A 26,623-nucleotide genomic window follows, 5' to 3' on the forward strand; every position below is an offset into this window, starting at 1 on the left:
CTCCGTTAAAACAGATAGTTATAGCGGAAACATGATTCATTTTGGCAGGATATTATCAGAGCATTTCCAGCGCCACTTTTCGCGAAGGTGGCGCAAAAGCCTGATCAAGACGCGCCAACTGCTCCCCGGAAAGCCGCACATCTGCGGCTTTTCTATTATCCCGAACATGGTGCAGGTTCGACGACTTCGGAATGGCAATGACGTTGCCGTTACGCATCGTCCAGGCCAAGGCGACAGCCGCAGGCGTAACACCGCATTCGGTAGCTATCTCTGCCAAAACGCGATTGCCGAGCAACCGCCCCTGCTCAATGGGCGAATAGGCCATGAGCGGAATAAAATGCTGATCGCACCAAGGCATGAGGTCGAATTCCGGCCCGCGCCTCGTGAGATTGTAAAGGATCTGGTTGGTTGCGACGGCCTGACCACCCGCAACGCCGGACAGCTCCTTCAAATCACTCGTATCGAAATTGCTGACACCCCAGGCGACAATCTTGCCTGCCTGCTGCAACGTCTCGAAAGCGGCCACTGTTTCCGCAAGCGGATGGCGTCCGCGCCAGTGCAGCAGATAGAGATCGATACGATCCGTGCCGAGACGTTCCAGACTGCGCTCGCAGGCCTCAATCGTGCCGCGTCGAGACGCATTATAGGGCAGAACCTTGCTCACCAGAAACACATCGTCGCGGCGACCGGCTATGGCTTCGCCCACGACATATTCGGCCTCGCCATCGGCGTACATTTCGGCGGTGTCGATCAATGTCATGCCAAGATCGATGCCGTGCCGAAGCGCTTCGACCTCATGGTGACGCTCTCCGGCGTTCTCCCCCATATACCAGGTACCCTGTCCCAAGGCGGGAACGGTCTGATCTGAAGGAAGTGTGATCTGCGGTATGGTGCCGGTCATCGCTTTTTCCTCATCGACGGATCATGAGCATGATCGCGTAAGATCAGGAAAATTCAAGGCTTTAAGAGTGATATCTTATGCGAATTGCAGTCCAAAGCCCTGCATCAGCCTGCGGACAGCATAATCCGGCTTCTGCGAGGTGAATACCGCCAGATCGTCGTGATGATGCAGCTCCAAATCGCCCTTGCGCGGCGGCAGCAGCGATACGGTTCGGCGCGCAATCGCTTCCGCCGGATCGAGCCAATCCACCGGCCACGGTGCCAGACGGCGGAAGACATTGGCGAGAAATGGATAGTGCGTGCAGGCAAGCACCACGATATCGGTACGCCTGCCGTCCTTCTCGATAAAGCACGGCGCGATCTGTTCCACGACAAGCGCCTCATCAATCTCCTCACCGCGAATATGCGCCTCGGCAACGCCCGCCAGCCGGTCAGCACCGACCAGCCGCACATGGCATTGCGAAGCGAAAGACTGGATGAGATCGCGGGTATAAGCACGCTTCACCGTGCCGGGTGTCGCCAGCACCGACACAAGTCCTGAAGAAGTGCGCTCGGCAGCGGGCTTGATGGCTGGCACAGTTCCCACGAAAGGCACCGATGGATAGGCGCGGCGCAAATCATCCAGCACCAGCGTCGACGCCGTATTGCAGGCGATGACCGCAATTTCTGGATTATGCGTTGCGATGAAACCGCCGAACAGCTCGACGATGCGCGCCCGCAGCGCCTCTTCTTCCCAACCGCCATAAGGAAAACCGGCATCGTCGGCGATATAGACGAAACGCCGGTCCGGCATGATCACCCGCGCCTCGCGCAATACCGTCAAACCGCCAATACCGCTGTCGAAGACCAGTATCGGCCTTTCCTTGTCGGTTGTTACGGAAGCGGAAAAGCTGGCGACGGGCGCGTCTTTCATTCTGCCTTGTCCTCTGGGGCGGGCTTGCGGGCACGACCTTCCGGCGCACCTGAGCCACGCGGCTTCTTGGGCGTGAATACATCAAGCGAGGTGACCACCCCGCGCAGGAGCTTCAATTCTGCCGAGGCGAAACCGGCGCGTGTCAGAACGGCACGCAGATTATTGACCATGATTTCCTTGCGCGCTTCCGGCCGGAAATAACCTCTGACATCAAGGGCTTCTTCCAGATGATTGAACAAGCCCTGCAATTCCTGCTTCGGTGCAAGTTCCATCTCCGGCCCACGGAAAACCGTTTCAGTCTCCGTTTCCAGACCGGACTTCATCCACTCATAGGACATCAGCAGCACGGCTTGCGCGATGTTCAGCGAAGCAAAGGCGGGATTGACCGGGAAAGTAACCAACTCGTCGGCAAGACCCACTTCCTCATTGCTGAGGCCGAAACGTTCGCGGCCGAAGAGAATACCGGTCTTTTCGCCCGTTTTGAAACGCCTGCGCAACTCATTGCCAGCCTCAACGGCGCTACGCACCTGCTTGAAGCCGTCGCGTTCACGCGCCGTGGTGGCATAGACAAAATTGAGATCGGCAATGGCCGACGGCAGATCGTCATAAACCACCGCATTGTCAATAACATGGTCGGCCTTGCTGGCCGCAGCCCTCGCCTTTTCGCTCGGAAACTCCTCACGCGGATTGACGAGACGCAGTTCAGCCAGACCGAAATTCGCCATGGCGCGCGCTACCATGCCGATATTTTCCGGCAATTGCGGCTCTACCAGCACGATTGCCGGTCCTTCCGCGATAAAGGGGCGCTGTTTGTCGGTTCCTGCCATGATATTTTCCGCTAAAGCATGGCGCAGCCCAATGACTTCATTGAGTGCCCGCGACCATGCGACATTGAAAGAAACGAGAGCCAAAAGCTCTAGTGATAGTAGATCGTGGCGTTTCCCTGACATAATTGACGCGAAATCGCAAAGATTCCCCTTACGTTCATGGGAAAAAGCCGGGTGTAGTATCCGAATAACACCAGCCCTCACCTCATCCATGCCAGATTAACCGCACGGAAAATCAGGATTCAGGGAGGAAGCCATGTCCGGTAAAAAAATTCTCATGCTGTGCGGTGATTTCGGCGAAGACTATGAAACCATGGTCCCGTTCCAGACCCTGCTTGCGGTCGGCCACACGGTTCATGCCGTTTGCCCCGGCAAGAAAGCGGGTGATCAGGTTGCCACCGCTATCCACGATTTCGAAGGTCATCAGACCTATACTGAAAAGCCCGGGCATAATTTCACGCTCAACGCCAGCTTCGCTGATGTGAAGGCTGAAAACTATGACGCATTGGTCATCCCCGGCGGCCGCGGACCGGAATATCTGCGCCTTGATGACAAGGTCATCGCTGTCGTGAAGCATTTCTTCGAAGCGAACAAGCCAGTCGCAGCCGTCTGCCACGGTGCACAACTGCTCGCCGCCGCCCGCGTGCTGGAAGGCCGCACCTGCTCGGCCTATCCGGCCTGCCGTCCGGAAGTCGAACTTGCCGGTGGCACTTATGCCGATATTCCCGTTGATCAGGCCGTAACAGACGGCAACCTCGTCACCGCCCCAGCCTGGCCTGCCCATCCGGCATGGCTGTCGCAGTTTCTTGGCGTTCTCGGCACCAAGATCACGCACGCTTGAGCCAACTTGATCTTGCCTGCAACCATCATCCGGTTGCAGGCAGCTTCATATTGCGCAAAACTATCCGGGGAGCTTCATCCGGGAGAAAATCATGTGCAGATTGTTCATCGGTGCCAATCCAGAACTCTGGCAGAGCGTAACGCGCTCTCTGCGCATTGATGGCGTCGTCACCAGCGTCCGGCTTGAAAACTTCTACTGGTGGACACTGGAGGAGGTCGCTTCCCGTGACAGTCTCAGCGTGAGCCGCCTTATCGGCAAGCTCTATGGTGAATCCCGCGAGGAAGGCCACGACCTCGATAATTTTGCCTCGTTCCTGCGCGTCTGCTGCGGACGCTATCTCTCGCTGCAACTGAGCGGCCTTGTGCCGACCGACAAGGCAGCCGCCATTTCGGCGCTCGACGCCGATGCTATTCTGGCGCGTGAACAGGAAAATTACCGCCAGCAGCAGGAGAGCTGGAAGAAGCCGCGCAACGGCGAGACCGCAACGCATCGCGCTGCCTGACCCAAATCAGCACCCTTCCCAATTTTTTGACTGCCAATTTCACCTATAGGCCAAAGAATAAGGCTTGAGAGCTTTGCCTTATTCCCTACGGGTGCTATAGGGGCGCGACGAATTTAAAAAGAGGCTTCATCCATGGCAAAAATCAAGGTTGCGAACCCAGTCGTTGAACTCGACGGCGACGAGATGACCCGCATCATCTGGCAGTTCATCAAGGACAAGCTGATCCATCCCTATCTCGACGTCGATCTGAAATATTACGATCTGTCGGTTGAAAACCGCGATGCGACCAATGACCAGGTCACCATCGATGCAGCCAACGCAATCAAGGAACATGGCGTCGGCGTAAAGTGCGCGACCATCACCCCTGACGAAGCGCGCGTTGAAGAATTCAAGCTCAAGAAGATGTGGAAGTCGCCTAACGGCACCATCCGCAACATTCTCGGCGGCGTGATTTTCCGCGAGCCGATCATCTGCAAGAACGTTCCGCGCCTCGTGCCGGGCTGGACCCAGCCGATCATCGTTGGCCGTCATGCTTTCGGCGACCAGTACCGCGCGACCGATTTCAAGTTCCCGGGCAAGGGCACGCTTTCGATCAAGTTCGTCGGCGAAGACGGCGAAACCATCGAACACGAAGTCTATCAGGCTCCGGCGGCTGGCGTGGCAATGGCCATGTACAACCTCGACGAATCGATCCGCGAATTTGCCCGTGCTTCGCTGAACTACGGCCTGCAGCGCAACTACCCGGTCTATCTCTCGACGAAGAACACCATCCTGAAGGCCTATGACGGTCGCTTCAAGGACATCTTCGAAGAAGTCTACCAGACCGAATTCGCCGACAAGTTCAAGGCAGCGAAGATCTGGTACGAGCATCGCCTCATCGACGACATGGTCGCTTCGGCGCTCAAGTGGTCCGGCGGCTATGTCTGGGCTTGTAAGAACTACGACGGCGACGTTCAGTCGGATATCGTGGCTCAGGGCTTCGGCTCGCTCGGCCTGATGACCTCGGTTCTGATGACGCCGGATGGCAAGACCGTTGAAGCTGAAGCTGCACACGGCACCGTGACCCGTCACTACCGCCAGCATCAGAAGGGCGAGGAAACCTCGACCAACTCGATCGCTTCGATCTTCGCATGGACCCGCGGTCTCGCACACCGCGCCAAGCTCGACGACAATGCCGAGCTGAAGCGCTTTGCCGACACGCTGGAAAAGGTCTGCGTCGACACCGTCGAAAGCGGTTTCATGACCAAGGATCTGGCACTGCTCATCGGTCCGGATCAGCCTTGGCTCTCCACCACCGGCTTCCTCGACAAGATCGACGAAAACCTCAAGAAGGCTATGGCTGCTTAATCAGCACCAGCTTTTGTAAGAATACAAGACGGCGGGTTTATCCCGTCGTTTTCTTTTTGATTTGCTTCATATGGGAAAACGCGCATCCTGTGCCGACAAGGTTCAGGAGGAAAAAATGGCTGACCTCACGCTTTTCACCAATCCCATGTCGCGTGGACGTATCGCACGCTGGATGCTGGAGGAAACGGGCAGGCCCTACGACGTACAAATTCTCGACTTTGGCCCTCCCATGAAAGGCCCCGAATATTGTGCCGTGAACCCCATGGGGAAAGTTCCGGCACTGCGCCACGGCGAGGCGGTCGTCACCGAAGCTGCGGCCATCTGCGCTTATCTGGCCGTCACCTTTCCAGAAGCAGGACTTGCGCCCCACCCTGACGAACGCGCCGATTTTTATCGCTGGATGTTCTTTGCCGCCGGTCCGCTGGAAGCAGCCCTTTCAAACCGCTCCATGGGCTTCGAAGTCCCGCCCGATCGCGAGCGCATGATGGGGTATGGCAATTACGACAGCGTGGTCGACACACTGGAAAAGGCGATATCGCGCCATCCCTATATCACCGGCAATCGCTTTACCGCCGCCGATGTCTATGTCGGCTCCCATATTGGCTGGGGCATGATGTTCGGCAGTCTGCCGCATCGTCCGGCCTTCGACACCTATTGGGAGCGGCTGCAAGCCCGTCCGGCATGGAAACGCGCATCCGAACTGGATGACGCTGCTGTTAAAGCCGCAAGCTAAAGCACCGATTTCAGCTCGGCTGCGCTTCAATCGAGAAGGCGCTCCTAAAAGCGTGCGCGCCCGTGGGTGAAAATGCGATCACCCGCCCCTCGGCGCGCCGGGCCCAACCACGAGCGATGAAATTATTCAGAAGCGCTGCGCCAAGTGCGCCGCCCAGATGATTGCGCCGTTCGCTCCAGTCAAGACAATGGCGGCACACAGGCCTCTTGCCGTGTTCCAGCGCCGTCACGTCGACACCCAGACAAGTGAAGAACGACTTGCCCTCATCCGTCAGCACAGGCTCCTCTGCATTATCGATCAGGCGGAGCTTATGCGCCGCATCGAGCATCTCAACCCCGCACTCGCCTGCCAGATGGTCGTAGCAAATGCGCGCTTTGCGTAATGCTTCATCCTTCGGCCCCGTGCGCACACGCACCGCACCCGTTCGCTGGGCAAGCCCCATCAGCCCTTCCAGCACTTGCGCCACATCCGTGCCCGACAGGCGAAAATAACGATGGCGTCCCTGCTTCTCAGCAACCAGCAGATTGGCGGCATCAAGCTTCGACAGATGCCCGCTCGCCGTTTGTAGCGTCACGCCCGCCGCAGCCGCCAGTTCGCTGACGGTCAGAGCGCGCCCGTCCATCAGCGCAGTCAGCATGTTTGCGCGTGCCGGATCACCGAGAAGAGAGGCGACGGAAGCTATGATCGGTCCATCTTTCATACTTCGATCGTAACCGAAGTGTCGTTGTCGTTCAAGCGCTACAGTGTCTCCATCAAAAGCATGCATATCAAGGAGACCTCGCATGATCACCTGTTTCATCCGCTACCAGATCGACCCTTTCAAAGCGGATGCCTTTGCCGAATATGCGCGTAATTGGGGACAAGCCATTCCTCGTTGTGGCGCGCAACTGATCGGCTATTTCGGACCACATGAAGGTTCGGCCACGACCGCCTATGGCGTTTATTCGCTGGAGAACCTCGCCGCTTACGAGGCCTATCGCGCGCGACTGGCCGCCGACCCGCTGGGACGCGAGAATTATGAATTTGCGCGTCGGGAGCAATTCATCCGGTCTGAGGATCGCATCTTTCTCAAGTTGCAATCTGGACCCCATGCGGAGTTGAAAAAGCCATGATTGCAGTCATCTTTGAGGTATGGCCCGCCGATGCCGAGCGGCGTAAACAATATCTGGATATAGCGGCAAGCCTGCGGGAGGATCTCAGCCGCATTGATGGCTTCATCTCCATCGAGCGTTTCCAAAGCCTTGTGGAACCGGACAAGCTGCTCTCTTTGTCCTTCTGGCGCGACGAAGAAGCGGTGCGCGCCTGGCGTAACCTTCCCTCGCATCGCATCGCCCAGACCAAGGGACGCAACGGTGTTTTTGAAGATTATCGTCTGCGGGTTGCCAGTGTCGTCCGCGACTACGGACTGGATGAGCGCCGAGAAGCGCCAGACGACAGCCGCGCGGCTCATGCAGCCTAAACCACAAAGCAAAAGGCCGGGTTGCCCCGGCCTTTTTTAGATTGCATTAGACGATCAGCGCCTTGACCGCTGCTATCGCAGCATCGGCCTTGTCGCCATCCGGCCCACCGGCCTGCGCCATATCCGGACGACCGCCGCCACCGGCGCCGCCGAGTGCGGCTGAAGCGGCACGGACCAGATCCACAGCACTGAAACGGCCGACCATGTCTTCCGTCACGGCAGCAACCGCGCTGGCCTTGCCATCTTCACCGACGCCGATGAACAGAACCACGCCGGAACCGACCTGCTTCTTGCCTTCGTCAGCCAGCGGCTTCAAATCGCGCGGCGACACGCCGGTCACGACCTTACCGAGGAAGTTGACGCCGTTCACAGCTTCAACCGCGCTGCCGCCTTCCGACGAACCGCCGCCAAGCGCCAGCTTCTTGCGCGCATCCGACAGTTCGCGCTCAAGCTTCTTGCGTTCGTCCATCAGGGCGTTGACGCGTTCCAGTGCTTCGGCGGGTGTGGTCTTCAGCGCGCTGGCGATTGCCTTGACGCGCTCATCCTGCTCTTCGAGATAAAGGCGCGCAGCCTCACCCGTCAGCGCTTCCATACGGCGAACACCGGCTGCTACTGCACCTTCAGAAACGATGCGGACAAGACCGATATCACCGGTCTGGCGCACATGGGTACCGCCGCAAAGCTCGACCGAATAGGCCTTGCCCGACTTTGGACCATGCTTGGCCGTGCCCATCGAAACGACGCGCACTTCATCACCGTATTTTTCACCGAACAGCGCCATCGCGCCTTCGGCAATCGCATCATCCACCGCCATCAGACGCGTCGAAACCGGCGCGTTCTGCAGGATGATCTCATTGGCCATGTTTTCAACCTTGGCCAGTTCCTCCGCCGAAATCGGCTTCGGGTGCGAGAAGTCGAAGCGCAGACGGTCAGGCGCGACAAGCGAACCCTTCTGAGCCACATGGCTACCAAGCGTTTCGCGCAGGGCTTCATGCAGAAGATGGGTGGCCGAATGGTTGGAGCGGATGCGCGTGCGGCGGTCCGAATCCACTTTCAGTTCGACAGCTTCGCCAGTCTTCGCAGTGCCCTTGGTCACTTCGCCGAGATGAACGAAGACGCCCTCGCCCTTCTTCTGCGTGTCCTTGATGGTGATGACAAAGCCTTCACCGGAAATCGTTCCGGTGTCGCCCTGCTGGCCGCCGGATTCACCATAGAACGGCGTCTGGTTGACCACGACCGCAACAGTCTCGCCTTCCGAAGCTGACTGCACTTCCGCGCCGTCGCGCACCAAAGCAGCGATAACACCTTCGGCGCTTTCGGTTTCATAACCGAGGAATTCCGTCGCGCCGACCTTATCCTTGATGCCAAACCAGATCGTCTCGGTTGCAGCTTCGCCCGAACCGGCCCAATTGGCGCGGGCCTCGGCCTTCTGGCGTTCCATGGCGGTGGAGAAACCGTCCGTGTCGACAGTGATACCGCGCTGGCGCAGCGCATCCTGCGTCAGGTCGAGCGGGAAACCATAGGTGTCATAAAGCTTGAAAGCAGTTTCGCCATCAAGACGGTCACCTTCAACCAGCTTTTCCGATGCATCGGACAACAGGCCGAGGCCACGTTCCAGCGTCTTGCGGAAACGGGTTTCTTCCAGCTTCAGCGTTTCGGAAATCAGCGCTTCGGCGCGGATGAGCTCCGGGTAGGCCTGACCCATTTCGCGAATGAGCGCTGGCAGCAGACGCCACATCAACGGTTCTTTCGCACCCAGAAGCTGGGCATGACGCATGGCGCGACGCATAATGCGGCGCAGCACATAGCCGCGACCTTCGTTCGACGGCAGAACGCCGTCGGCAATCAGGAAGCCCGAAGCGCGCAGATGGTCGGCAATCACGCGATGGCTGGCGCGGAAATCGCCTTCAGCCTTGATGCCGGTCGCTTCTTCCGAAGCGCGGATCAGCGCCTTGAACAGGTCGATGTCATAATTGTCATGTACGCCCTGCAGCACGGCCGCCACGCGTTCCAGACCCATGCCGGTATCGATAGACGGACGCGGCAGATCAATGCGCTGATCCGGCGTTACCTGTTCGAACTGCATGAAAACGAGATTCCATATCTCGATGAAGCGGTCGCCGTCTTCGTCAGGCGATCCGGGAGGTCCACCCCAGATGTGGTCGCCGTGATCGAAAAAGATTTCCGAACACGGGCCGCACGGACCCGTATCGCCCATTGCCCAGAAATTATCACTCGTGGCAATGCGGATGATGCGGTCATCGCTCAGACCGGCGATCTTCTTCCAGTAATTCGCGGCATCCTCATCCGTATGATAGACGGTGACGAGCAGCTTGTCCTTCGGCAGACCGAATTCCTTGGTGATCAGGTTCCAGGCGAAGCTGATGGCGTCTTCCTTGAAATAGTCGCCGAACGAGAAATTGCCCAGCATTTCAAAGAAGGTGTGATGGCGCGCCGTGTAGCCCACATTGTCGAGATCGTTATGCTTGCCGCCAGCGCGCACGCATTTCTGCGAGGTGGTCGCGCGATTATAGGCGCGATGTTCCAGCCCCGTGAACACATTCTTGAACTGCACCATGCCCGCATTAGTGAACATGAGCGTCGGGTCATTGCGCGGTACGAGCGGACTCGACGGAACGATTTCATGTCCGTTCTTGCGGTAGTAATCGAGGAATGTGGACCTTATCTCGTTGACGCCAGCCATAATTCACCCTTGGGCTTTTCTTGCCCTGCATTGATGCACCCTGTTTCAAAGGCTGCATCGATTGTCTTTTGCACCTGCATACCGCCAACAAACAACGGAAACCGCAGGCATTACTCCCCTCTCATACTGCAAGGACGTGAGGTGGAGTTCTTCGGTTGACCGCTTTTAACGATGTGCTGCTTTTCTGTCCAGATAAGCAGCGTGCGCCATAAAGGCAAATTCTGCCTGTGAAAGCACCTTTTGCCAGTGCTTTTGAATTCGCATCAAGCTGTGACTGAAAAAATGAAGCCCCGTGCGACAGCACAGGGCTTCCAACTTTCAAGCGGTACTTGAGGTTCGGGCTGAACCTCATCCCGATATTACATCTCCGCTGCGTCGGACCCGCTATCTTCTTCCGGGCCGCCATCATCAAGGAACTGCTCGGCTATCAAGCCGGCATTCTGACGGAGCGTCGTTTCGATTTCGCGCGCAACCTCCGGATTCTCCTTCAGATAAAGCTTCGCGTTTTCACGGCCCTGGCCGAGACGTTGCGAATTATAGGAGAACCAAGCGCCCGACTTTTCGACAACGCCTGCCTTCACGCCAAGATCGACCAGTTCGCCCGTCTTGGAAACACCGGCGCCATACATGATATCGAATTCAACTTGCTTGAAGGGAGGAGCAAGCTTGTTCTTCACGACCTTCACGCGGGTCTGGTTACCGACGACCTCATCACGCTCCTTGATGGAACCGATACGGCGAATATCGAGACGAACAGAAGCGTAGAACTTCAGCGCATTACCGCCAGTCGTCGTTTCAGGCGAACCGAACATGACGCCGATCTTCATGCGGATCTGGTTGATGAAGATGACCATGCAGTTGGAGCGCGAGATCGAAGCAGTGAGCTTGCGCAGCGCCTGGCTCATCAGACGAGCCTGAAGGCCCGGCAGCGAATCGCCCATCTCGCCTTCGATTTCCGCACGCGGCGTGAGCGCTGCAACGGAGTCCACGACCAGAACGTCGATGGCACCGGAACGCACGAGCGTATCGGTAATTTCTAGCGCCTGCTCGCCGGTATCCGGCTGCGAAATCAGCAGGTTTTCCAGATCCACACCGAGTTTGCGTGCATAGACAGGATCAAGCGCATGTTCCGCATCAACGAATGCGCAGATACCGCCCTTTTTCTGCGCTTCGGCAATCGTATGCAGCGCGAGCGTGGTCTTACCAGAGCTTTCCGGCCCGTAAATTTCAACGATGCGGCCCTTGGGCAAGCCGCCTACACCCAGAGCGATGTCCAGAGAGAGTGAGCCGGTCGAAACGGTTTCGATCTCGACCACCTTGTCGTTCTGACCGAGGCGCATGATCGAGCCTTTGCCGAACGCTCTTTCGATCTGTGACAGCGCCGCATCAAGTGCCTTAGTCTTGTCCACTGAATTATCCTCAACAAGTCGCAATGAATTCTGAGACATCTTACACCATCCTCTTGTCCCGCTAGAAGCCCGGCAGGCTCATCGCTCATATCTATTTGTATCTGTTTTGTTCTCATTTGGCAATACAGATAACATATTGAAATTATAAGATATTATTATTTTGTTCCATTATTGTTCTCTACAATTAGAGATAGGTAAAATAAAATGCCTATCCACGCTTTAAGCCACTCAGGCGCTTTCGACAGATCAACGATTCGGTTCCAACAAACAAAAACGCAGCCCTTCTTGCGAAGAACTGCGTTCGATAGGACGGGCCCAGACGGCCCGATTCTGTCTGCCGAAGTGTTAGCTTGCGCCCCGCAGCGGCGAAATCTGGATTTCAACACGACGGTTCTGAGCGCGACCTTCCGGCGTGGCGTTGGTGGCCACAGGCTGGCTTGCGCCATAACCGATGATCGCAAAGCGACGCGGATCGATGCCCTGTGAACCCAGATAGCTTGCGACCGATCCGGCGCGACGCTGCGACAGATCCTGATTATGGCTCGCGCTACCTGTCGAGTCGGTATGACCCAGAACGTCAACGAGAGTCTGGTTGAACTTGCGCAGCACGATGGCTACCGAATTCAGCGTCGGATAAAACTGGCTCTTCACCTGATCCTGATCGGTGTCGAACGTGATGCTCGACGGCATGTTCAGGATAATCTGATCGCCGTTACGCGTCACGGAAACGCCGGTACCCTGCAACTGGGCACGCAGTTCACTTTCCTGACGATCCATGTAATTACCGATTGCACCACCGCCGAGCGCGCCAATACCGGCGCCGATCAGCACGGCATTGCGCTGTGCGCGGCTGGAACCGCCAACCATGAGGCCGCCCAGAGCACCGACAGCAGCACCGATTGCCGCCCCGCCCGCCGTGTTCGACATCTTCTGTTCGCCCGTATATGGGTCAGTGGTGCAGCCCGCCAGCAATGTGGCTCCAATCAGGGCAATACCGATTCTTTTCAACATGCAAAGGTCATCCTCAATTTGCGATTCCGCGCGCATGATAATTGCGATTAAGGCCGGATGGTGTTCCAAATCTCGTATTTGAATCCACCATCCTCATCTTTTAGCTAATACCGCCACAAGAACGCAACTGCGCCGCGTAGCGATTGGCCATCGCCTGCGCTCGCTTAGCTCCATTCAGAGCCGTGGCATTGCCACGCCAAGCCCCGCGCGCATAACCGCCGTGACCGCTGTAATAGGCTAGATAGAGGCTGTAAGCATCGCCACGGTTGATGCCGTTCTTCTGATAGCTCTGATAGTGATACCAGCCGATGAAATGGATGGCGTCGGCAAAGTTGGTGCGCGAAGCGGTCCAACGGCCAGTCTCACGCTTGTAGCGCTCCCAGGTGCCGCTCAGCGCTTGTGAATAGCCATAAGCGCTGGATGCGCGCTTCCACGGAATGATCCAGAGAATCTTCGTGCGAGGCGGTCTCGCATAGGGCTGGAAGCCCGATTCCGTATAGATCGTGGCCATCAAAACCGGAACCGGCACGCCGAATTCACGCGAAACGCGCGTCGCGGCACTCTGCCAATTGTTGAACCAACCGTCACGCTGATCGAAGACTGCACATACATTGCTGACCTGCCGTGGGGCGGTCGCGCAGCCTCCAAGGATCACGAGCGCTACGAGACACAAAACGCGCATCATGGGAAACCTCGTCAAATTGTAAAGATTGATAAAATGTAAAAGTAAACTTCCTATTAACCTGAATGCACCGCGCGTTTTAGGTTCAGCAGGTGAGAACGATGAAATCTGTTCAGAGTGTGAATATTTTCGATGCTATAAGAAATATTGTTGAATAAGTGAATTGATAGTCACAATTGAAACCATAAAATCCGACTAGCATATCTTAATAAAAATATTGTCATTTTAAACAGGCATCCTCTCCGTTTATTTTAGAAATTATTATTTGAGGATTGATTATGGGATACTTCCAATATTCTATTACGTACGGATTTACTTATATATTTCTGGCGGCAGCTGTCATTGCGGTCGTCATCAAACACGAAATTGTTGCGCTCGTTCTGCTGATCTCGACATTCATTGCGGCTCTGCTCGGAGAGTCCATGTCTCTGGTAGGCCTCGTGGCGCTGGCAATGTTTGCAATCCTAACACGCTGGCGGTTCAGCATTCTCCGTGAGAGCATGTATCGTCGTTTCCCCTGGACCGAACCGGCCACGGATCTGCTGGTAGTCATCGCCTGTCTCACGTTTTTCGTTCATTACATGCGCGGCTTTCACAACACTAAGATTATTGATGCAATGGTTATGTCCGCTGGCGGCGTGCCGTTTTCCATGTATCTGAATCTGGACAAGACCGCAGCCGCGATCATCCTCGCACTCAGCGGGCAGTATTTCACTTCGGGAACGGAATTTGACACCCCGAGAAAACAAACTGGAACAGCCGAAACTTTGAAGATCATAGGGCTGATGTGGGCCGGCTGTATTGTAACCTTGATCCCGATCGCATTGGCGATCGGCTATATCAAGTTCGATCCGAAGATCATGCCCCACTTTGGCATCTGGGCCGTCAACAATCTCCTCTTCGTAGCTTTTGCGGAAGAAGTTCTGTTTCGTGGCATGATACAGGGACGCCTGCTGGCCTATTCCTACTATCGTGGCTGGCATCCAGCCTTTGCGATCACGATCGCAGCAATCCTGTTCGGTCTACTGCACTATCCAGGCGGTCTGAGCTATATCGCGCTGGCAACCGTTGCCGGGATTTTTTACGGCACAGCCTATTACAAGACAGGCCGACTGACCTCGTCAATCGCGGTGCATTTTCTGCTGAATCTAACCCACGCATTGTTCTTCACCTATCCGGCGCTGGCCCATTGAGCGACAGGCGGGCAGGTTCTTAACCGTTCCTGCCTCGACGTTCCTGACGCAGCCGCGCCCAGTAGTCGAGCCGCTTGCGGATATCGCGCTCAAAACCGCGTTCCGGCGGGTCGTAAAATTTCTGCCGCCCGAGGCTTTCGGGGAAATAATCCTGCCCCGAAAAAGCATCCGGCTGATCGTGGTCATAGGCGTAACCGTCGCCATAGCCTTCATTCTTCATCAGCTTGGTCGGAGCATTGAGAATGTGCTTTGGCGGCACCAGAGAGCCGTGCTCCTTGGCGGCGCGCATGGAGGCTTTGTAAGCCATATAAACTGCGTTCGATTTGGGTGCAGTGGCGAGATAAACACATGCCTGCGCCAGTGCCAGCTCGCCTTCCGGCGATCCGAGATAGTCGTAAGCATCCTTGGCGGCATTGCAGATGACGAGCGCCTGCGGATCGGCGAGCCCGATATCCTCAACCGCCATGCGCACAAGACGCCGACCCAGATAAAGCGGATCTTCGCCCGCATCGAACATGCGCGACAGATAATAGAGTGCAGCATCTGGGTCAGAGCCCCGCACCGATTTATGCAGCGCCGAGATCAGATTGTAATGCCCGTCCTGGCTCTTGTCGTAAACCGGTGCACGTCGTTGCACCACATCCTGAAGTTTGTCGGCGGTGAAGACCTCGTCCGGCCTCGCCGCGCGCCAGACTTCCTCAGCCAGCGTCAACGCAGCACGGCCATCGCCGTCGGCCATACGAATCAGAATGGCCCTCGCCTCTTCATCCAGTGGCAGCGGACGGTCTTCCTGCTCTTCGGCGCGGATTAACAGCGTTGCGATGCTCTCCGCCTCATGTGGATGAAAAGTCAGCACTCGCGCCCGCGATAGCAGAGCGGCGTTGAGTTCAAAGGACGGATTTTCGGTGGTCGCGCCAATCAGAATGACGGTGCCGTCTTCCATCACCGGCAGGAACGAATCCTGCTGCGCACGATTGAAGCGATGAATCTCGTCCACGAAAAGCAAGGTCTGACGCCCGGACATGCGCCGCGCACGGGCCGTCTCGAAGACTTTCTTGAGGTCGGCCACACCGGAGAAAATCGCCGAAATCTGCTCGAAGGCCAGATCGGTTTCGCCCGCCAGCAGTCGAGCGACCGTCGTCTTACCGGTTCCGGGAGGCCCCCAGAAAATCATCGAACCAAGCGAGCCGGATTCGATCATGCGCGTCAGCACACCTTCCGGCCCTGTCAGATGTTCCTGACCGGTCACCTCCGACAAGTGTCTCGGGCGCAAGCGGTCCGCAAGCGGACGATTGCGGTCCGCATTCGGGTCCGACGCCGATGAAAAAAGATCGCTCATTCGATAACTCGGTCGATAAATAAAATGCCGCTTCAGGCATAATCTTACCTGAAGCGGCATGCAACTTTTCGTGGCTGTTTTATCGAACGAACTGGCGCAGAAGCGTACCGTTGCGTTCAATTTCCATACGCCATGCCAGACCGCGGCCAGCATTCAAAACCGAAGAAAGATCAGTCACGCTGCGGATCACATTGCCATTGAGGTTGCGAATGATATCGCCCGGGCGCAGCCCCAGCCGCGCTGCAGGCGAACCTGAATAAACGTCCATCACGGCAACACCGTTTGCATCGCTCTTCAGACGCAGTTTGGTAGCAGTGGCAGGCGTCAGCTCCTGCACAGCTGCACCGGCGAAGGGATTCTCACCCTCGATAACGAGGGGCGCTGTCTGCTTAACCTCTGGCGCTTTGGTCAGCTTGACCGGCACAGTGAGATTTTCGCCGCCGCGCAGAATCACAACCGAAACCGTGCTATCGATACCTGCAGTCGACAGACGATAGCCGAGCACATCCTGATTATCCACGCGTGCGCCCTGCACGGAGAGCACAACGTCGCCAACCTTCAAACCGGCAGCCTCCGCAGGTCCGCCTTTGGCAACAGCAGTAATCAAAGCGCCATAGGGCTTTTCCATACCGAGGCCTTCGGCGAGATCGGCGGTCACGCCCTGGAAAGTCGCTCCAATATAAGGACGCTCGAAACTGGAGCTGCCCCGCTGCGCGGCATCAATCACTGCGCGTACCATATTGGACGGAATGGCAAAGCCGATGCCGACAGAACCGCCTGAGCGTGAATAGATTGCCGTGTTAATACCGATCAGCCGTCCGCGCATATCCACCAAAGCGCCGCCGGAATTACCCGGATTGATGGCTGCGTCGGTCTGAATGAAGAAGTCGAAATCAGAAATGCCAACCTGCGTGCGTGATTGCGCCGAGACGATGCCGCTCGTTACAGTCTGGCCGACGCCGAACGGATTGCCGACAGCAAGCACCAGATCGCCCACTTCCACCTCATCGGAATTGCCAAGCGACAGAACCGGGAATTTTTCCTTGGAATCAATCTTCAATACGGCCAGATCGGTGGTTTCGTCACGCAACAGAAGCTTGCTTTCGAATTCGCGACCATCAGACAGCGCAATCTTGATCTCGTCCGCATCCTTGATGACGTGATTATTGGTCACGACAATGCCCGACGCATCGACAATAACGCCAGACCCGAGCGATTGCTGGATGCGCGGCTTGCTATCGCCGAACTGCCTACCGAAAAACTGTTCAAAGAACGGATCGCCTGCAAATGGCGAGCGCGCTTGAGCCTGCACCTGTCGCGCTGCATAGACATTGACGACGGCGGGCGTCGTTTCCTTGACCAGAGGCGCGAAGGAAAGCTGCATATCACCGCGACTAAGCGGTATCTGTTTTCCCGGCGCCGCTGGCGCGTCCTGCGCTGAAGCTGGCAGGCATGCCATGCCAATCGATGCCAGAATGATGCCCGTAATCCCGAAACGTCGCCAATTCATGCACAAACTCCGCGCTTTCCCAGCCTTCCCGCAAAACTTCCGATGGAAGCGTGCGAGACTCGTTGTCCATATGTAATGAACTGAGGCCAAGGATAAAGGGCCACATTGTGACCACGGGCGAAAAGCTGGTGTAATTTTCCCTCACATCCATGTGTGAGCGCATATGTCAGCAACAGCGCAAACAAAAAGGGCCGCACAAGGCGGCCCTTTTTAATCTCTTCTCATAATCGTGCATTATCCAACGCAAAGACGCTTCGCGCTTTTGCTGGAAATGCCTTGATTACGCTGCGTCGGCTTCAGCAGCAGCTTCAGCTTCTACGCGGGCGCGGTCGGCCTTGCCCTTTGCATCGACATCGCGTTCCACGAATTCAACAACAGCCAGAGGCGCGTTGTCGCCAGCGCGGAAGCCAGCCTTCATGATGCGGATGTAGCCGCCGTTGCGGGTTGCATAGCGCGTAGCCAGCGTATCGAACAGCTTAGCCACGACCTTAACGTCGCGGATAGCCGAGATAGCCTGACGGCGTGCATGCAGATCGCCGCGCTTGCCGAGTGTTACAAGCTTTTCTACGATTGGACGGATTTCCTTAGCCTTAGGAAGCGTGGTCACAATCTGTTCATGCTCGATGAGCGAAGCCGCCATGTTGGCGAACATTGCCTTGCGATGCGAGGCAGTGCGGTTCAGCTTACGCTGTCCATTACCGTGGCGCATGGCCTTCTCCTTTAATTCGTAACGTACCGGGGTATGCCGGTCTTATCTTCGTTTTACGCATTGTCCGACGCGAAACCGTTTCGCAGTTTCGCTGGAAATGCTTAGTATTGGTCTTCGTAACGCTTTGCGAGATCTTCGATATTTTCCGGCGGCCAGGACGGGATTTCCATACCAAGATGGAGACCCATCGACGCGAGAACTTCCTTGATCTCGTTGAGCGACTTGCGGCCGAAATTCGGAGTCCGCAGCATCTCGGCTTCCGTCTTCTGGATCAGATCGCCGATGTAGACGATGTTGTCGTTCTTCAGGCAGTTTGCCGAACGGACAGACAGTTCGAGTTCGTCGACCTTCTTGAGCAGAGCCGGGTTGAAAGCCAGTTCCGCAACCTGTTCCTGCGGAGCTTCCTTCTGAGGCTCTTCGAAGTTGACGAAGATCGCCAGCTGGTCCTGGAGAATACGAGCAGCGTAAGCCACTGCGTCTTCGCCCGTAACCGAACCGTTGGTCTCAATGTTCAGCGTCAGCTTGTCATAATCGAGAACCTGACCTTCACGGGTGTTCTCGATCTTGTACGACACCTTGCGAACCGGAGAATACAGGCTGTCGACCGGGATAAGCCCAATCGGAGCGTCTTCCGCACGGTTGCGGTCGGCAGGCACATAGCCCTTGCCGGTGTTGACGGTGAATTCCATGCGGATTTCAGCGCCTTCGTCCAGCGTGCAGATGACGTGATCCGGGTTAAGGATTTCGACATCGCCGACAGTCTGAATGTCGCCAGCCGTAACGGCGCCTGGGCCTTCCTTGCGGACGACCATGCGCTTCGGGCCCTCGCCTTCCATACGGATGGCGATTTCCTTGACGTTCAGAACGATATCCGTCACGTCTTCGCGGACGCCCGGAATAGAAGAGAATTCATGCAGAACGCCGTCGATCTGTACGGCGGTCACGGCAGCGCCGCGCAGCGACGACAGAAGTACGCGACGCAAAGCATTGCCGAGCGTCAGACCGAAGCCGCGTTCCAGCGGTTCAGCAACGACGGTTGCATGCGTGCGAGAGCCGTGGGTGATAAATTCCACCTTGTTCGGCTTGATCAGTTCCTGCCAGTTCTTCTGGATCATGTGAGTATCCCTCTATCAATCGTCGCTACCATCCTATCGTAGCGATCAAGTGAAGAAACCGCAGAGGAGCCCCGGATGAAATCCGAGGCTCTTACAGCATGTGAACGAGGATTAGACCCGGCGCTTCTTGCGCGGACGGCAACCGTTGTGCGGGATCGGCGTAACATCGCGGATCGACGTGATCACAAAGCCGGCAGCCTGAAGGGCGCGCAGCGCAGATTCACGGCCAGAGCCCGGTCCGCAAACCTCGACTTCGAGGGAGCGCATGCCGTGTTCCTGAGCCTTCTTGGCGCAATCTTCGGCAGCGATCTGTGCGGCGAACGGGGTCGACTTACGCGAACCCTTGAAACCCTGAGCACCTGCGGAAGACCAGGCAATAGCATTGCCCTGAGCATCCGTGATGGTGATCATGGTGTTGTTGAACGTCGAATTTACGTGGGCAACGCCCGACGAGATGTTTTTACGCTCGCGACGGCGAACGCGCGTGGCTTCCTTGGCCATGATAGTCCTTTCAATCGATCTCTACACCGCCGTAATTCCAGCGGCTACACCGGTCCTCAAGAAAGGACCAGTATCAAACCCAACCGGCGCACCGGAAAGGCCCGACGGAACGAAAACGTTCCGTCGAAATTACTTCTTCTTGCCTGCGATAGCCTTCGCCGGACCCTTACGGGTGCGTGCGTTGGTATGCGTGCGCTGACCGCGAACCGGCAGCGAACGACGATGACGCAGGCCGCGGTAGCAACCCAGGTCCATCAGGCGCTTGATGTTCATCGAAACTTCACGACGCAGGTCACCTTCGACCTGGTAGTCAGCATCGATTGCTTCGCGGATCTGAAGGACTTCAGCATCCGTCAGCTGGTTAACGCGACGATCGTCGGCAATGCCAACCTTCGTTACGATTTCCCGAGCAAATTTCGGTCCAATCCCGTGGATGTACTGAAGCGCAATAACAACGCGCTTGTTCGTCGGGATGTTGACGCCAGCGATACGTGCCACGTCTGTTCTCCTTAATGTTAATCACTTCCGCCTGAAAGACTAATCCCCCAGACAGCATAAAACGACCGGTATCGGCCTCTTTTCGATTTCCGCCGCTACCTGCCATTCAAAACCAAATGAAGTGGCGCAGTCTTTGACGGAATCGCCCGAAAAAGTCAACTCTTAAACGTCCGTAAAGCCATCAAACCGGCCTGACAGACAATCAAAGCGACTTCTGGAAGCAATAAACGGGCAGAGAATCGCAAAGCGTTTCTCTGCCCGTGTTTGTATCTGCGCATCCTGCTTTACAAAAACCGATCCCGGTATCTGAGCCGATGCTATAGTCCAAGGCTTTGAAAAGCCTTATGCCGGAACGAGAATTCTCTCGATTTCAGCGGTAACTTCTTCAACCGGAGCCATACCGTTGAGGACACGCAATTCGCCAGTCCCGGCATAGTAGGTCGAAAGCGGCGCGGTCTTCTCGCGATATTCGACAAGACGCTTGCGGAAAGCTTCCGGATTATCATCCGAACGCACCTGACCGCCCTTGGCGATCGTTTCGGCCACGCGGCTCTCCATCCGCTTGACCAGTGCATTCTCATCAACCTTCAGCTCGATGACAGCATCAAGCTTCAGGCCTTTGTTTGCGAGCATTCCGCCGAGAGCTTCAGCTTGCGGAACGGTACGCGGGTAGCCGTCGAGAATGAAACCGTTCGCGCAATCCGGAGCATCAATGCGCTCCGACACGATCTGGTTGACGATCTCGTCGGATACCAGCTGACCGGCATCCATGACTGCTTTGGCGCGCTTTCCGACTTCGCTTTGCTGAGCGACTGCCGAACGCAGCATGTCGCCAGTCGAAAGCTGCGGAATTCCATGCTTCTTGGTAAGAAGTCCAGCCTGCGTCCCCTTACCTGCTCCGGGCGGCCCAAGAAGTATCAGTCTCATTTATTGCGTTTCCCACCTCTGAGTTTGGACTTCTTGATCAGCCCTTCATACTGATGGGCGATAAGATGTCCCTGAACTTGCGCAACCGTATCGAGCGTCACGCTCACAACGATCAGCAGCGATGTACCACCAAGATAGAATGGCACGCCGGTCGCGGAAATCAGGAATTCCGGCAGAAGACAGACAAGCATAATATAGATCGCGCCGACAACCGTAATGCGGGTCAACACATAGTCTATATATTCGGCAGTCCGTTCACCGGGGCGAATGCCCGGGATGAAGCCGGAATGCTTCTTGAGCTGGTCAGCCGTGTCCTTGGGATTGAACACGATGGCCGTATAGAAGAAGCAGAAGAACGCCATCAAGCCAGCGTAGAACAGCATGTAAAGCGGCTGTCCATGGCCCAACGCATTGAGAATCGTGGTCGCCCAACCAGGCATTTCAGTCGTGTTGGCGAAGCCAGCAACAGTCGCTGGCAAAAGCAGCAGCGACGATGCGAAGATCGGCGGAATAACGCCTGCGGTATTGAGCTTCAGCGGCAGGTGCGAAGTATCGCCCTGGAACATACGGTTGCCAACCTGACGCTTCGGATACTGGATCAGCAGGCGGCGCTGCGCACGCTCGACGAACACGATGACCGCGATCAGAGCGATTGCGAGCACGATAACGCCCAGAATGAGGCCCGTCGACAGAGCACCGGTACGGCCCAGTTCCAGCGTGCCGGAAATGGCATGCGGAAGGTTTGCAACGATACCCGAGAAGATGATCAGCGAAATACCGTTACCGATACCGCGTGCCGTGATCTGCTCACCGAGCCACATCAGGAACATGGTGCCGCCAACAAGGGTAATCACCGATGAAACGATGAAGAACGGTCCCGGATTCATGACAATGCCGTTGCCCGACTGCAAGCCAACCGAAATGGCATAAGCCTGAACGAGCGCCAGAAGCACTGTACCGTAACGCGTATACTGATTGATGATCTTGCGGCCCGCCTCGCCTTCCTTCTTCAGCGCTTCAAGCGACGGAACAACCGACGTCATGAGCTGCACGATGATGGAGGCCGAGATGTAAGGCATGATGCCGAGCGCGAAAATGGCCATACGACCAACAGCGCCACCGGCGAACATGTTGAAAAGTCCGAGCACACCCTGGCTATGCTGCTGGAAAGCCTGCGCAAGAGCGTCAGGATTGATTCCTGGAAGCGGAATATAGGTGCCGAACCGATATACGAGCAAAGCGCCCAGAGTAAACCAGATGCGCTTCTTGAGTTCTTCAGCTTTCGAAAAAGCCGAGAAATTGAGATTGGAAACTAGCTGTTCAGCAGCCGATGCCATTAAATTTCTCCGGTGAAAAGTCTCCGGTCCCCTACTCCCATCGACACGCGTTTATTCAACCCGCGTCCTCACGGACAAGAAGACCCAACCCAGATATGCGCATTGGCATAAATGTGCAAGCGGCGGCCCAGATTTTATCGCAATTCCAAATAGAAAAATGCCTTGCATTTATCCGGAACTGCTCTGGGCCGCCGCTTATAATTTTAGTGCAGGAGCCTTATTCGGCAGCTGCGGCTTCAGGAAGCTTGATGCTACCGCCAGCCTTTTCGATTTTCTCGACTGCCGACTTGGAAGCGCCAGCAACCTCAAAGGTTACCTTAGCCTTCAGTTCGCCATCCGAAAGAATGCGAACGCCGTCCTTGGCGCGACGAATCACACCAGCAGCCTTCAGCGCTTCGAGGTTCACAACAGCCTTGGCATCCAGCTTGCCGGCGTCGATAGCGGCCTGAACACGGCCGAGCGACACAACGTTGAAGCTCTTTGCGAAGATGTTGGTGAAGCCGCGCTTTGGCAGACGGCGGTAGATTGGCATCTGGCCGCCTTCGAAGCCATTGATCGCGACGCCCGAACGGGACTTCTGACCCTTGACGCCGCGGCCAGCGGTCTTGCCGGTGCCCGAGCCGATACCACGGCCAACGCGCTTGCGAGCCTTGACGGAACCTGGCTTATCACGCAGATCGTTGAGTTTCATGTCTCTATCCCCTGCGTTATCAGGCCTCGTCCACGATGCGGACGAGATGCTGAACCTTGGCGATCATGCCACGAACCGAAGGAGTATCCTCCAGCGTGCGGCGGCGGTGCATTTTGTTAAGTCCGAGACCGATCAGCGTTGCACGCTGCTCGGCTGGACGACGGATAGGGCTTCCGATCTGTTCGACCGTAACCGTCTTACCCTTCTTCTCAGCCATCACTCAAATCCTTTGTCTATGGCGTATCCGGTGGCCCGGCCCAGTATCGAATGCAACTTCTTGCAGAAACTGCCAGGCCCCGGACTAACACAAACTATCGGCTATTCTTCCGAACCGACCACATCATGGCGGCGAGCCTGAAGGGTCGAGTACTTGATGCCGCGCTGTGCCGCGATATCCTTCGGATGCATCTGATGCTTGAGAGCATCAAACGTCGCGCGAACCATGTTGTATGGGTTCGACGAACCGAGCGACTTGGCAACAACGTCCTGAACGCCGAGCGTTTCGAACACTGCACGCATCGGACCACCGGCGATGATACCCTTACCGGCAGGAGCTGCACGGAGCAGAACCTTGCCAGCGCCATGACGGCCTTCGACGTCATGATGCAGAGTACGACCCGAACGCAGCGGAACGAAGATCATGTCGCGCTTGGCAGCTTCGGTAGCCTTACGGATAGCTTCCGGCACTTCACGTGCCTTGCCATGACCGAAGCCTACGCGGCCCTTCTGATCGCCAACGACGACGAGAGCAGCAAAACCGAAGCGACGGCCGCCCTTGACGACCTTGGCTACGCGGTTGATGTGAACGAGCTTGTCAACGAACTCGCTGTCGCGCTCCTCGCGACCGCGGTCTTCGCGGTTACGTTCTCTCTGTGCCATATCCTGATTTCCTTTTTTCTTTTCCGGAAGCACAAACTTCTATTAGAAGCTGAGGCCGCTTTCGCGGGCAGCTTCGGCGAGAGCCTTCACGCGGCCGTGGAAAATGAAAGCACCACGGTCGAACACTACGTCCTTGACGCCAGCCTTGACGGCGCGCTCAGCAACCAGCTTGCCGACAGCAGCTGCTGCTGCCTGGTCTGCACCAGTCTTGAGCTTGCCCTTGAGGTCGCCATCGAGGGTCGAAGCGGCCGCAAGCGTAACGCCGCGGACGTCGTCGATGATCTGGGCGTAGATGTTCTTCGAAGAGCGATGTACGCTGAGGCGTGGTCGGCCGTTGGCGGCAGACTTGAGCTGACGGCGCACGCGAGCAGCGCGACGCTGCAAAGTTTCTTTTGGCGATGCCATGACGCGCTTCCCTTACTTCTTCTTGCCTTCTTTGCGAACGATCTTCTCGCCCGCATACTTGACGCCCTTGCCCTTGTAAGGCTCGGGGCCGCGATATTCGCGGATCTCAGCCGCGACCTGACCGACCTGCTGCTTGTCGATACCGGTGACGACGATTTCCGTCGGCTTCGGTACAGCAACAGTGATGCCAGCAGGCACGTCATAGACCACTTCGTGGCTGAAGCCGAGCGAAAGCTGCAGGTTCTTGCCCTGCATGGCAGCGCGGTAACCGACGCCGCTGATTTCGAGCTTCTTTTCGAAGCCGTCCTTCACGCCAACAAAAATGTTGGAGATCATCGTGCGGGACATGCCCCACTTCGAACGAGCTTCCTTCGACTGGTCGCGCGGATCGACGCTGACAGCGCCATCTTCCAGCTTAACCAGAACTTCATCGTGCACGACGAAGGAGAGTTCACCCTTCGCGCCCTTGGCCTTGACGATCTGCCCATCAACACTGGCGGTCACGCCTGCCGGGACCGGCACGGGTTTTTTACCGATACGAGACATTTTAATACCTGTCTTTTATCTGTTCGCTGTCAACCGCATCAGAAGATGCGGCAGAGCAGCTCACCACCAACGTTTTGTTCACGGGCTTCATGATCCGCCATAACGCCCTTCGGCGTGGAGAGGATCGAGATGCCGAGACCGTTCGCGACCTGCGGGATCGACTTGACCGACACGTAAACGCGACGACCAGGCTTCGATACGCGGCTAATCTCGCGGATAACCGGAACACCTTCATAATACTTCAGCTCGATTTCGATCTCGGCCTTGCCGTTCACGAATTCGCTCTGCGAGTAACCGCGGATGTAACCTTCAGACTGAAGAACATCGAGAACGCGAGCGCGCAGCTTCGAAGCCGGGGTCGTAACCTTGGTCTTCTTGCGGCCTACTGCGTTGCGGATACGGGTCAGCATATCGCCGAGAGGATCTGACACAGACATATGCTACTCCTTACCAGCTCGACTTGACGATGCCCGGGATCTGACCGAGCGAACCCAACTGACGGAGCGCAATACGCGACATCTTCAGTTTACGGTAATAACCACGCGGACGGCCCGACACTTCGCAACGATTGCGAATACGAACCTTCGATGAATTGCGCGGCAGTTCGGCAAGCCGGATAGTGGCGCGGAAGCGCTCCTCCAGCGGAAGGCCCTGATCCATTACGATCGCCTTCAGGCGTGCACGCTTTTCAGCATGACGCTTAACCAACTTTTCGCGGCGCTTGTTTTTTTCGACTGCGCTAGTCTTGGCCATGTTATCTATACCTCGCTACGCTTGCCGTTACTGCCGAAACGGGAAGTTGAATGCACGCAGAAGAGAGCGCGCTTCATCATCCGTCTTGGCGGTCGTGCAAACGATGATGTCCATGCCCCAGATCTGATCAACCTTATCGTAGTTGATTTCGGGGAACACGATGTGCTCCTTGATGCCCATGGCGAAGTTGCCACGTCCGTCAAAGCTCTTCGGGTTCAGGCCGCGGAAGTCGCGAACGCGAGGAAGAGCAATCGTAACCAGACGATCAAGGAATTCATACATGCGGTCCTGGCGAAGGGTGACCTTCGTGCCGATCGGCATGTCTTCACGCAACTTAAAGGTTGCGATCGAGTTACGGGCGCGCGTGATGACGGCCTTCTGGCCAGCAATCTGGCTGAGGTCTTCTGCGGCTACCGACGGCTTCTTCGAATCGCCGGTGGCTTCGCCAACGCCCATATTGAGGACAACCTTGGTGATGCGTGGAATCTGCATCTCGTTGTCGTATTTGAACTCTTCAAGCAGAGCCTTACGGATATTATCCTGATAAAGCTTCTTGAAGCGTGGAAGTGCCTTAGCTTCAGCCATCGATCAGCGCTCCAGAACGTTTTGCGACACGAACCTTCTTGCCGTCCTCAACGCGGAAACCGACGCGGGTCGGCTTGCCGTCCTTGGGATCAACAATTGCCAGGTTGGACAGGTGCATCGGCGCTTCCTTGGAGATAATGCCGGCTTCCTGGGTCTGGGTCTGGCGCTGATGACGCTTCACAATATTAATGCCGCGTACGAGCGCCTGCTCGTCCTTAGGCATAACCTTAAGGACCTCGCCCTTACGGCCCTTGTCCTTACCGGACAGCACGACAACGCTGTCGCCTTTGCGAATCTTTTGCATCGT

Annotated in this window: 32 protein-coding genes; 7 read left to right on the forward strand and 25 right to left on the reverse strand. The window is 56.5% G+C overall.

Annotation, left to right across the window (positions count from 1 at the left end; translation table 11 throughout):
- Positions 1-55: 55 nt before the first annotated feature.
- From FGI60_RS20900 to FGI60_RS20910, 3 genes are all read right to left on the reverse strand, one after another.
- Positions 56-901, reverse strand: a complete 846-nt coding sequence (locus FGI60_RS20900; RefSeq protein ID WP_138786837.1) for an aldo/keto reductase — start codon at positions 899-901, stop codon at positions 56-58.
- Between the two features lie 75 nt (positions 902-976).
- Complete coding sequence (murI, locus tag FGI60_RS20905; RefSeq protein WP_138786838.1) at positions 977-1,813, reverse strand: glutamate racemase; 837 nt, start codon at positions 1,811-1,813, stop codon at positions 977-979.
- A complete protein-coding gene (locus FGI60_RS20910) occupies positions 1,810-2,640 on the reverse strand; it encodes an RNA methyltransferase (RefSeq protein ID WP_078340840.1) in 831 nt (276 codons plus the stop codon). The genes murI and FGI60_RS20910 overlap by 4 nt, the downstream gene beginning before the upstream one ends.
- Before the next feature lie 256 nt (positions 2,641-2,896).
- Between FGI60_RS20910 and FGI60_RS20915 the strand changes: the two genes are divergently transcribed.
- The 4 genes from FGI60_RS20915 (at position 2,897) to FGI60_RS20930 (ending at position 6,063) form a co-directional block, all read left to right on the forward strand.
- Entirely contained in the window at positions 2,897-3,481 is a 585-nt protein-coding gene (locus FGI60_RS20915) for a DJ-1/PfpI family protein (protein WP_138786839.1), read from the forward strand.
- Between the two features lie 91 nt (positions 3,482-3,572).
- Positions 3,573-3,983, forward strand: coding sequence for a ribbon-helix-helix domain-containing protein (locus tag FGI60_RS20920; protein WP_138786840.1), 411 nt, complete (start codon positions 3,573-3,575; stop codon positions 3,981-3,983).
- A gap of 132 nt (positions 3,984-4,115) precedes the next feature.
- The gene (locus tag FGI60_RS20925) at positions 4,116-5,330 is read left to right on the forward strand and encodes an NADP-dependent isocitrate dehydrogenase (protein ID WP_078340802.1); all 1,215 of its coding nucleotides are present in this window, start codon (positions 4,116-4,118) and stop codon (positions 5,328-5,330) included.
- Between the two features lie 115 nt (positions 5,331-5,445).
- On the forward strand, positions 5,446-6,063 hold the full coding sequence (locus FGI60_RS20930; protein WP_138786841.1) for a glutathione S-transferase family protein: 618 nt from the start codon (positions 5,446-5,448) through the stop codon (positions 6,061-6,063).
- Positions 6,064-6,073: 10 nt separating this feature from the next.
- Here the strand turns inward: FGI60_RS20930 and FGI60_RS20935 are convergent, their stop codons facing one another.
- The gene (locus FGI60_RS20935; RefSeq protein ID WP_138786842.1) at positions 6,074-6,763 is read right to left on the reverse strand and encodes an ArsR/SmtB family transcription factor; all 690 of its coding nucleotides are present in this window, start codon (positions 6,761-6,763) and stop codon (positions 6,074-6,076) included.
- Between the two features lie 82 nt (positions 6,764-6,845).
- Here FGI60_RS20935 and FGI60_RS20940 point away from each other — a divergent pair, with 82 nt between their 5' ends.
- Both FGI60_RS20940 and FGI60_RS20945 read left to right on the forward strand, forming a co-directional pair.
- Entirely contained in the window at positions 6,846-7,175 is a 330-nt protein-coding gene (locus FGI60_RS20940; RefSeq protein ID WP_138786843.1) for an NIPSNAP family protein, read from the forward strand.
- The gene (locus FGI60_RS20945; protein ID WP_138786844.1) at positions 7,172-7,522 is read left to right on the forward strand and encodes an antibiotic biosynthesis monooxygenase family protein; all 351 of its coding nucleotides are present in this window, start codon (positions 7,172-7,174) and stop codon (positions 7,520-7,522) included. The genes FGI60_RS20940 and FGI60_RS20945 overlap by 4 nt, the downstream gene beginning before the upstream one ends.
- Positions 7,523-7,568: 46 nt before the next feature.
- On the opposite strand, the gene alaS is transcribed toward FGI60_RS20945, so the two are convergent.
- The 4 genes from alaS to FGI60_RS20965 form a co-directional block, all read right to left on the reverse strand.
- Positions 7,569-10,226 carry an alanine--tRNA ligase gene (alaS, locus tag FGI60_RS20950; protein WP_138786845.1) on the reverse strand — a complete coding sequence of 886 codons (2,658 nt, stop codon included), beginning with the start codon at positions 10,224-10,226 and terminating at the stop codon, positions 7,569-7,571.
- Between the two features lie 359 nt (positions 10,227-10,585).
- Positions 10,586-11,674, reverse strand: a complete 1,089-nt coding sequence (gene recA / locus FGI60_RS20955) for a recombinase RecA (protein ID WP_078340796.1) — start codon at positions 11,672-11,674, stop codon at positions 10,586-10,588.
- 306 nt (positions 11,675-11,980) lie between these two features.
- A complete protein-coding gene (locus FGI60_RS20960; RefSeq protein WP_138786846.1) occupies positions 11,981-12,646 on the reverse strand; it encodes an OmpA family protein in 666 nt (221 codons plus the stop codon).
- A gap of 100 nt (positions 12,647-12,746) precedes the next feature.
- Positions 12,747-13,331 (reverse strand): transglycosylase SLT domain-containing protein, encoded by a 585-nt coding sequence (locus FGI60_RS20965; RefSeq protein WP_138786847.1) that lies wholly within the window; start codon positions 13,329-13,331, stop codon positions 12,747-12,749.
- A 275-nt stretch (positions 13,332-13,606) separates the two neighbouring features.
- On the opposite strand from FGI60_RS20965, the gene FGI60_RS20970 reads away from it, so the two are divergent.
- Positions 13,607-14,521 carry a CPBP family intramembrane glutamic endopeptidase gene (locus FGI60_RS20970; RefSeq protein ID WP_235889886.1) on the forward strand — a complete coding sequence of 305 codons (915 nt, stop codon included), beginning with the start codon at positions 13,607-13,609 and terminating at the stop codon, positions 14,519-14,521.
- A gap of 19 nt (positions 14,522-14,540) precedes the next feature.
- On the opposite strand, the gene FGI60_RS20975 is transcribed toward FGI60_RS20970, so the two are convergent.
- The 17 genes from FGI60_RS20975 to rplX all read right to left on the reverse strand — a co-directional run bounded on the left by FGI60_RS20975 (position 14,541) and on the right by rplX (position 26,620).
- Entirely contained in the window at positions 14,541-15,860 is a 1,320-nt protein-coding gene (locus FGI60_RS20975) for a replication-associated recombination protein A (protein WP_138786849.1), read from the reverse strand.
- Between the two features lie 79 nt (positions 15,861-15,939).
- A complete protein-coding gene (locus FGI60_RS20980) occupies positions 15,940-17,370 on the reverse strand; it encodes a DegQ family serine endoprotease (protein ID WP_138786850.1) in 1,431 nt (476 codons plus the stop codon).
- Positions 17,371-17,650: 280 nt separating this feature from the next.
- Positions 17,651-18,079, reverse strand: coding sequence for a 50S ribosomal protein L17 (gene rplQ, locus FGI60_RS20985; protein WP_078340790.1), 429 nt, complete (start codon positions 18,077-18,079; stop codon positions 17,651-17,653).
- A 101-nt stretch (positions 18,080-18,180) separates the two neighbouring features.
- Positions 18,181-19,194, reverse strand: a complete 1,014-nt coding sequence (locus FGI60_RS20990) for a DNA-directed RNA polymerase subunit alpha (protein ID WP_138786851.1) — start codon at positions 19,192-19,194, stop codon at positions 18,181-18,183.
- Between the two features lie 111 nt (positions 19,195-19,305).
- Positions 19,306-19,695 carry a 30S ribosomal protein S11 gene (gene rpsK / locus FGI60_RS20995; RefSeq protein ID WP_002964339.1) on the reverse strand — a complete coding sequence of 130 codons (390 nt, stop codon included), beginning with the start codon at positions 19,693-19,695 and terminating at the stop codon, positions 19,306-19,308.
- Between the two features lie 129 nt (positions 19,696-19,824).
- Complete coding sequence (rpsM, locus tag FGI60_RS21000; RefSeq protein WP_078340788.1) at positions 19,825-20,193, reverse strand: 30S ribosomal protein S13; 369 nt, start codon at positions 20,191-20,193, stop codon at positions 19,825-19,827.
- Positions 20,194-20,535: 342 nt separating this feature from the next.
- On the reverse strand, positions 20,536-21,120 hold the full coding sequence (locus tag FGI60_RS21005; protein WP_078340787.1) for an adenylate kinase: 585 nt from the start codon (positions 21,118-21,120) through the stop codon (positions 20,536-20,538).
- Positions 21,117-22,457 (reverse strand): preprotein translocase subunit SecY, encoded by a 1,341-nt coding sequence (secY, locus tag FGI60_RS21010; RefSeq protein ID WP_138786852.1) that lies wholly within the window; start codon positions 22,455-22,457, stop codon positions 21,117-21,119. The genes FGI60_RS21005 and secY overlap by 4 nt, the downstream gene beginning before the upstream one ends.
- A gap of 217 nt (positions 22,458-22,674) precedes the next feature.
- The gene (gene rplO / locus FGI60_RS21015) at positions 22,675-23,148 is read right to left on the reverse strand and encodes a 50S ribosomal protein L15 (RefSeq protein ID WP_078340785.1); all 474 of its coding nucleotides are present in this window, start codon (positions 23,146-23,148) and stop codon (positions 22,675-22,677) included.
- 19 nt (positions 23,149-23,167) lie between these two features.
- Positions 23,168-23,365, reverse strand: a complete 198-nt coding sequence (rpmD, locus tag FGI60_RS21020) for a 50S ribosomal protein L30 (RefSeq protein ID WP_078340784.1) — start codon at positions 23,363-23,365, stop codon at positions 23,168-23,170.
- Positions 23,366-23,466: 101 nt separating this feature from the next.
- The gene (gene rpsE, locus FGI60_RS21025) at positions 23,467-24,027 is read right to left on the reverse strand and encodes a 30S ribosomal protein S5 (protein WP_006467009.1); all 561 of its coding nucleotides are present in this window, start codon (positions 24,025-24,027) and stop codon (positions 23,467-23,469) included.
- A gap of 42 nt (positions 24,028-24,069) precedes the next feature.
- Positions 24,070-24,432, reverse strand: coding sequence for a 50S ribosomal protein L18 (rplR, locus tag FGI60_RS21030; protein ID WP_078340783.1), 363 nt, complete (start codon positions 24,430-24,432; stop codon positions 24,070-24,072).
- A 12-nt stretch (positions 24,433-24,444) separates the two neighbouring features.
- Complete coding sequence (rplF, locus tag FGI60_RS21035) at positions 24,445-24,978, reverse strand: 50S ribosomal protein L6 (RefSeq protein ID WP_138786853.1); 534 nt, start codon at positions 24,976-24,978, stop codon at positions 24,445-24,447.
- A gap of 38 nt (positions 24,979-25,016) precedes the next feature.
- Positions 25,017-25,415 carry a 30S ribosomal protein S8 gene (gene rpsH / locus FGI60_RS21040; protein ID WP_078340781.1) on the reverse strand — a complete coding sequence of 133 codons (399 nt, stop codon included), beginning with the start codon at positions 25,413-25,415 and terminating at the stop codon, positions 25,017-25,019.
- A gap of 10 nt (positions 25,416-25,425) precedes the next feature.
- On the reverse strand, positions 25,426-25,731 hold the full coding sequence (rpsN, locus tag FGI60_RS21045) for a 30S ribosomal protein S14 (protein ID WP_078340780.1): 306 nt from the start codon (positions 25,729-25,731) through the stop codon (positions 25,426-25,428).
- Between the two features lie 27 nt (positions 25,732-25,758).
- Positions 25,759-26,316 carry a 50S ribosomal protein L5 gene (rplE, locus tag FGI60_RS21050; protein ID WP_078340779.1) on the reverse strand — a complete coding sequence of 186 codons (558 nt, stop codon included), beginning with the start codon at positions 26,314-26,316 and terminating at the stop codon, positions 25,759-25,761.
- Positions 26,309-26,620, reverse strand: coding sequence for a 50S ribosomal protein L24 (gene rplX / locus FGI60_RS21055; RefSeq protein ID WP_138786854.1), 312 nt, complete (start codon positions 26,618-26,620; stop codon positions 26,309-26,311). Before rplX ends, rplE begins: the two co-directional genes overlap by 8 nt.
- Positions 26,621-26,623 lie beyond the last annotated feature (3 nt).

The organism is Brucella haematophila (assembly GCF_005938105.1).
Classification (GTDB): Bacteria; Pseudomonadota; Alphaproteobacteria; order Rhizobiales; family Rhizobiaceae; genus Brucella; species Brucella haematophila.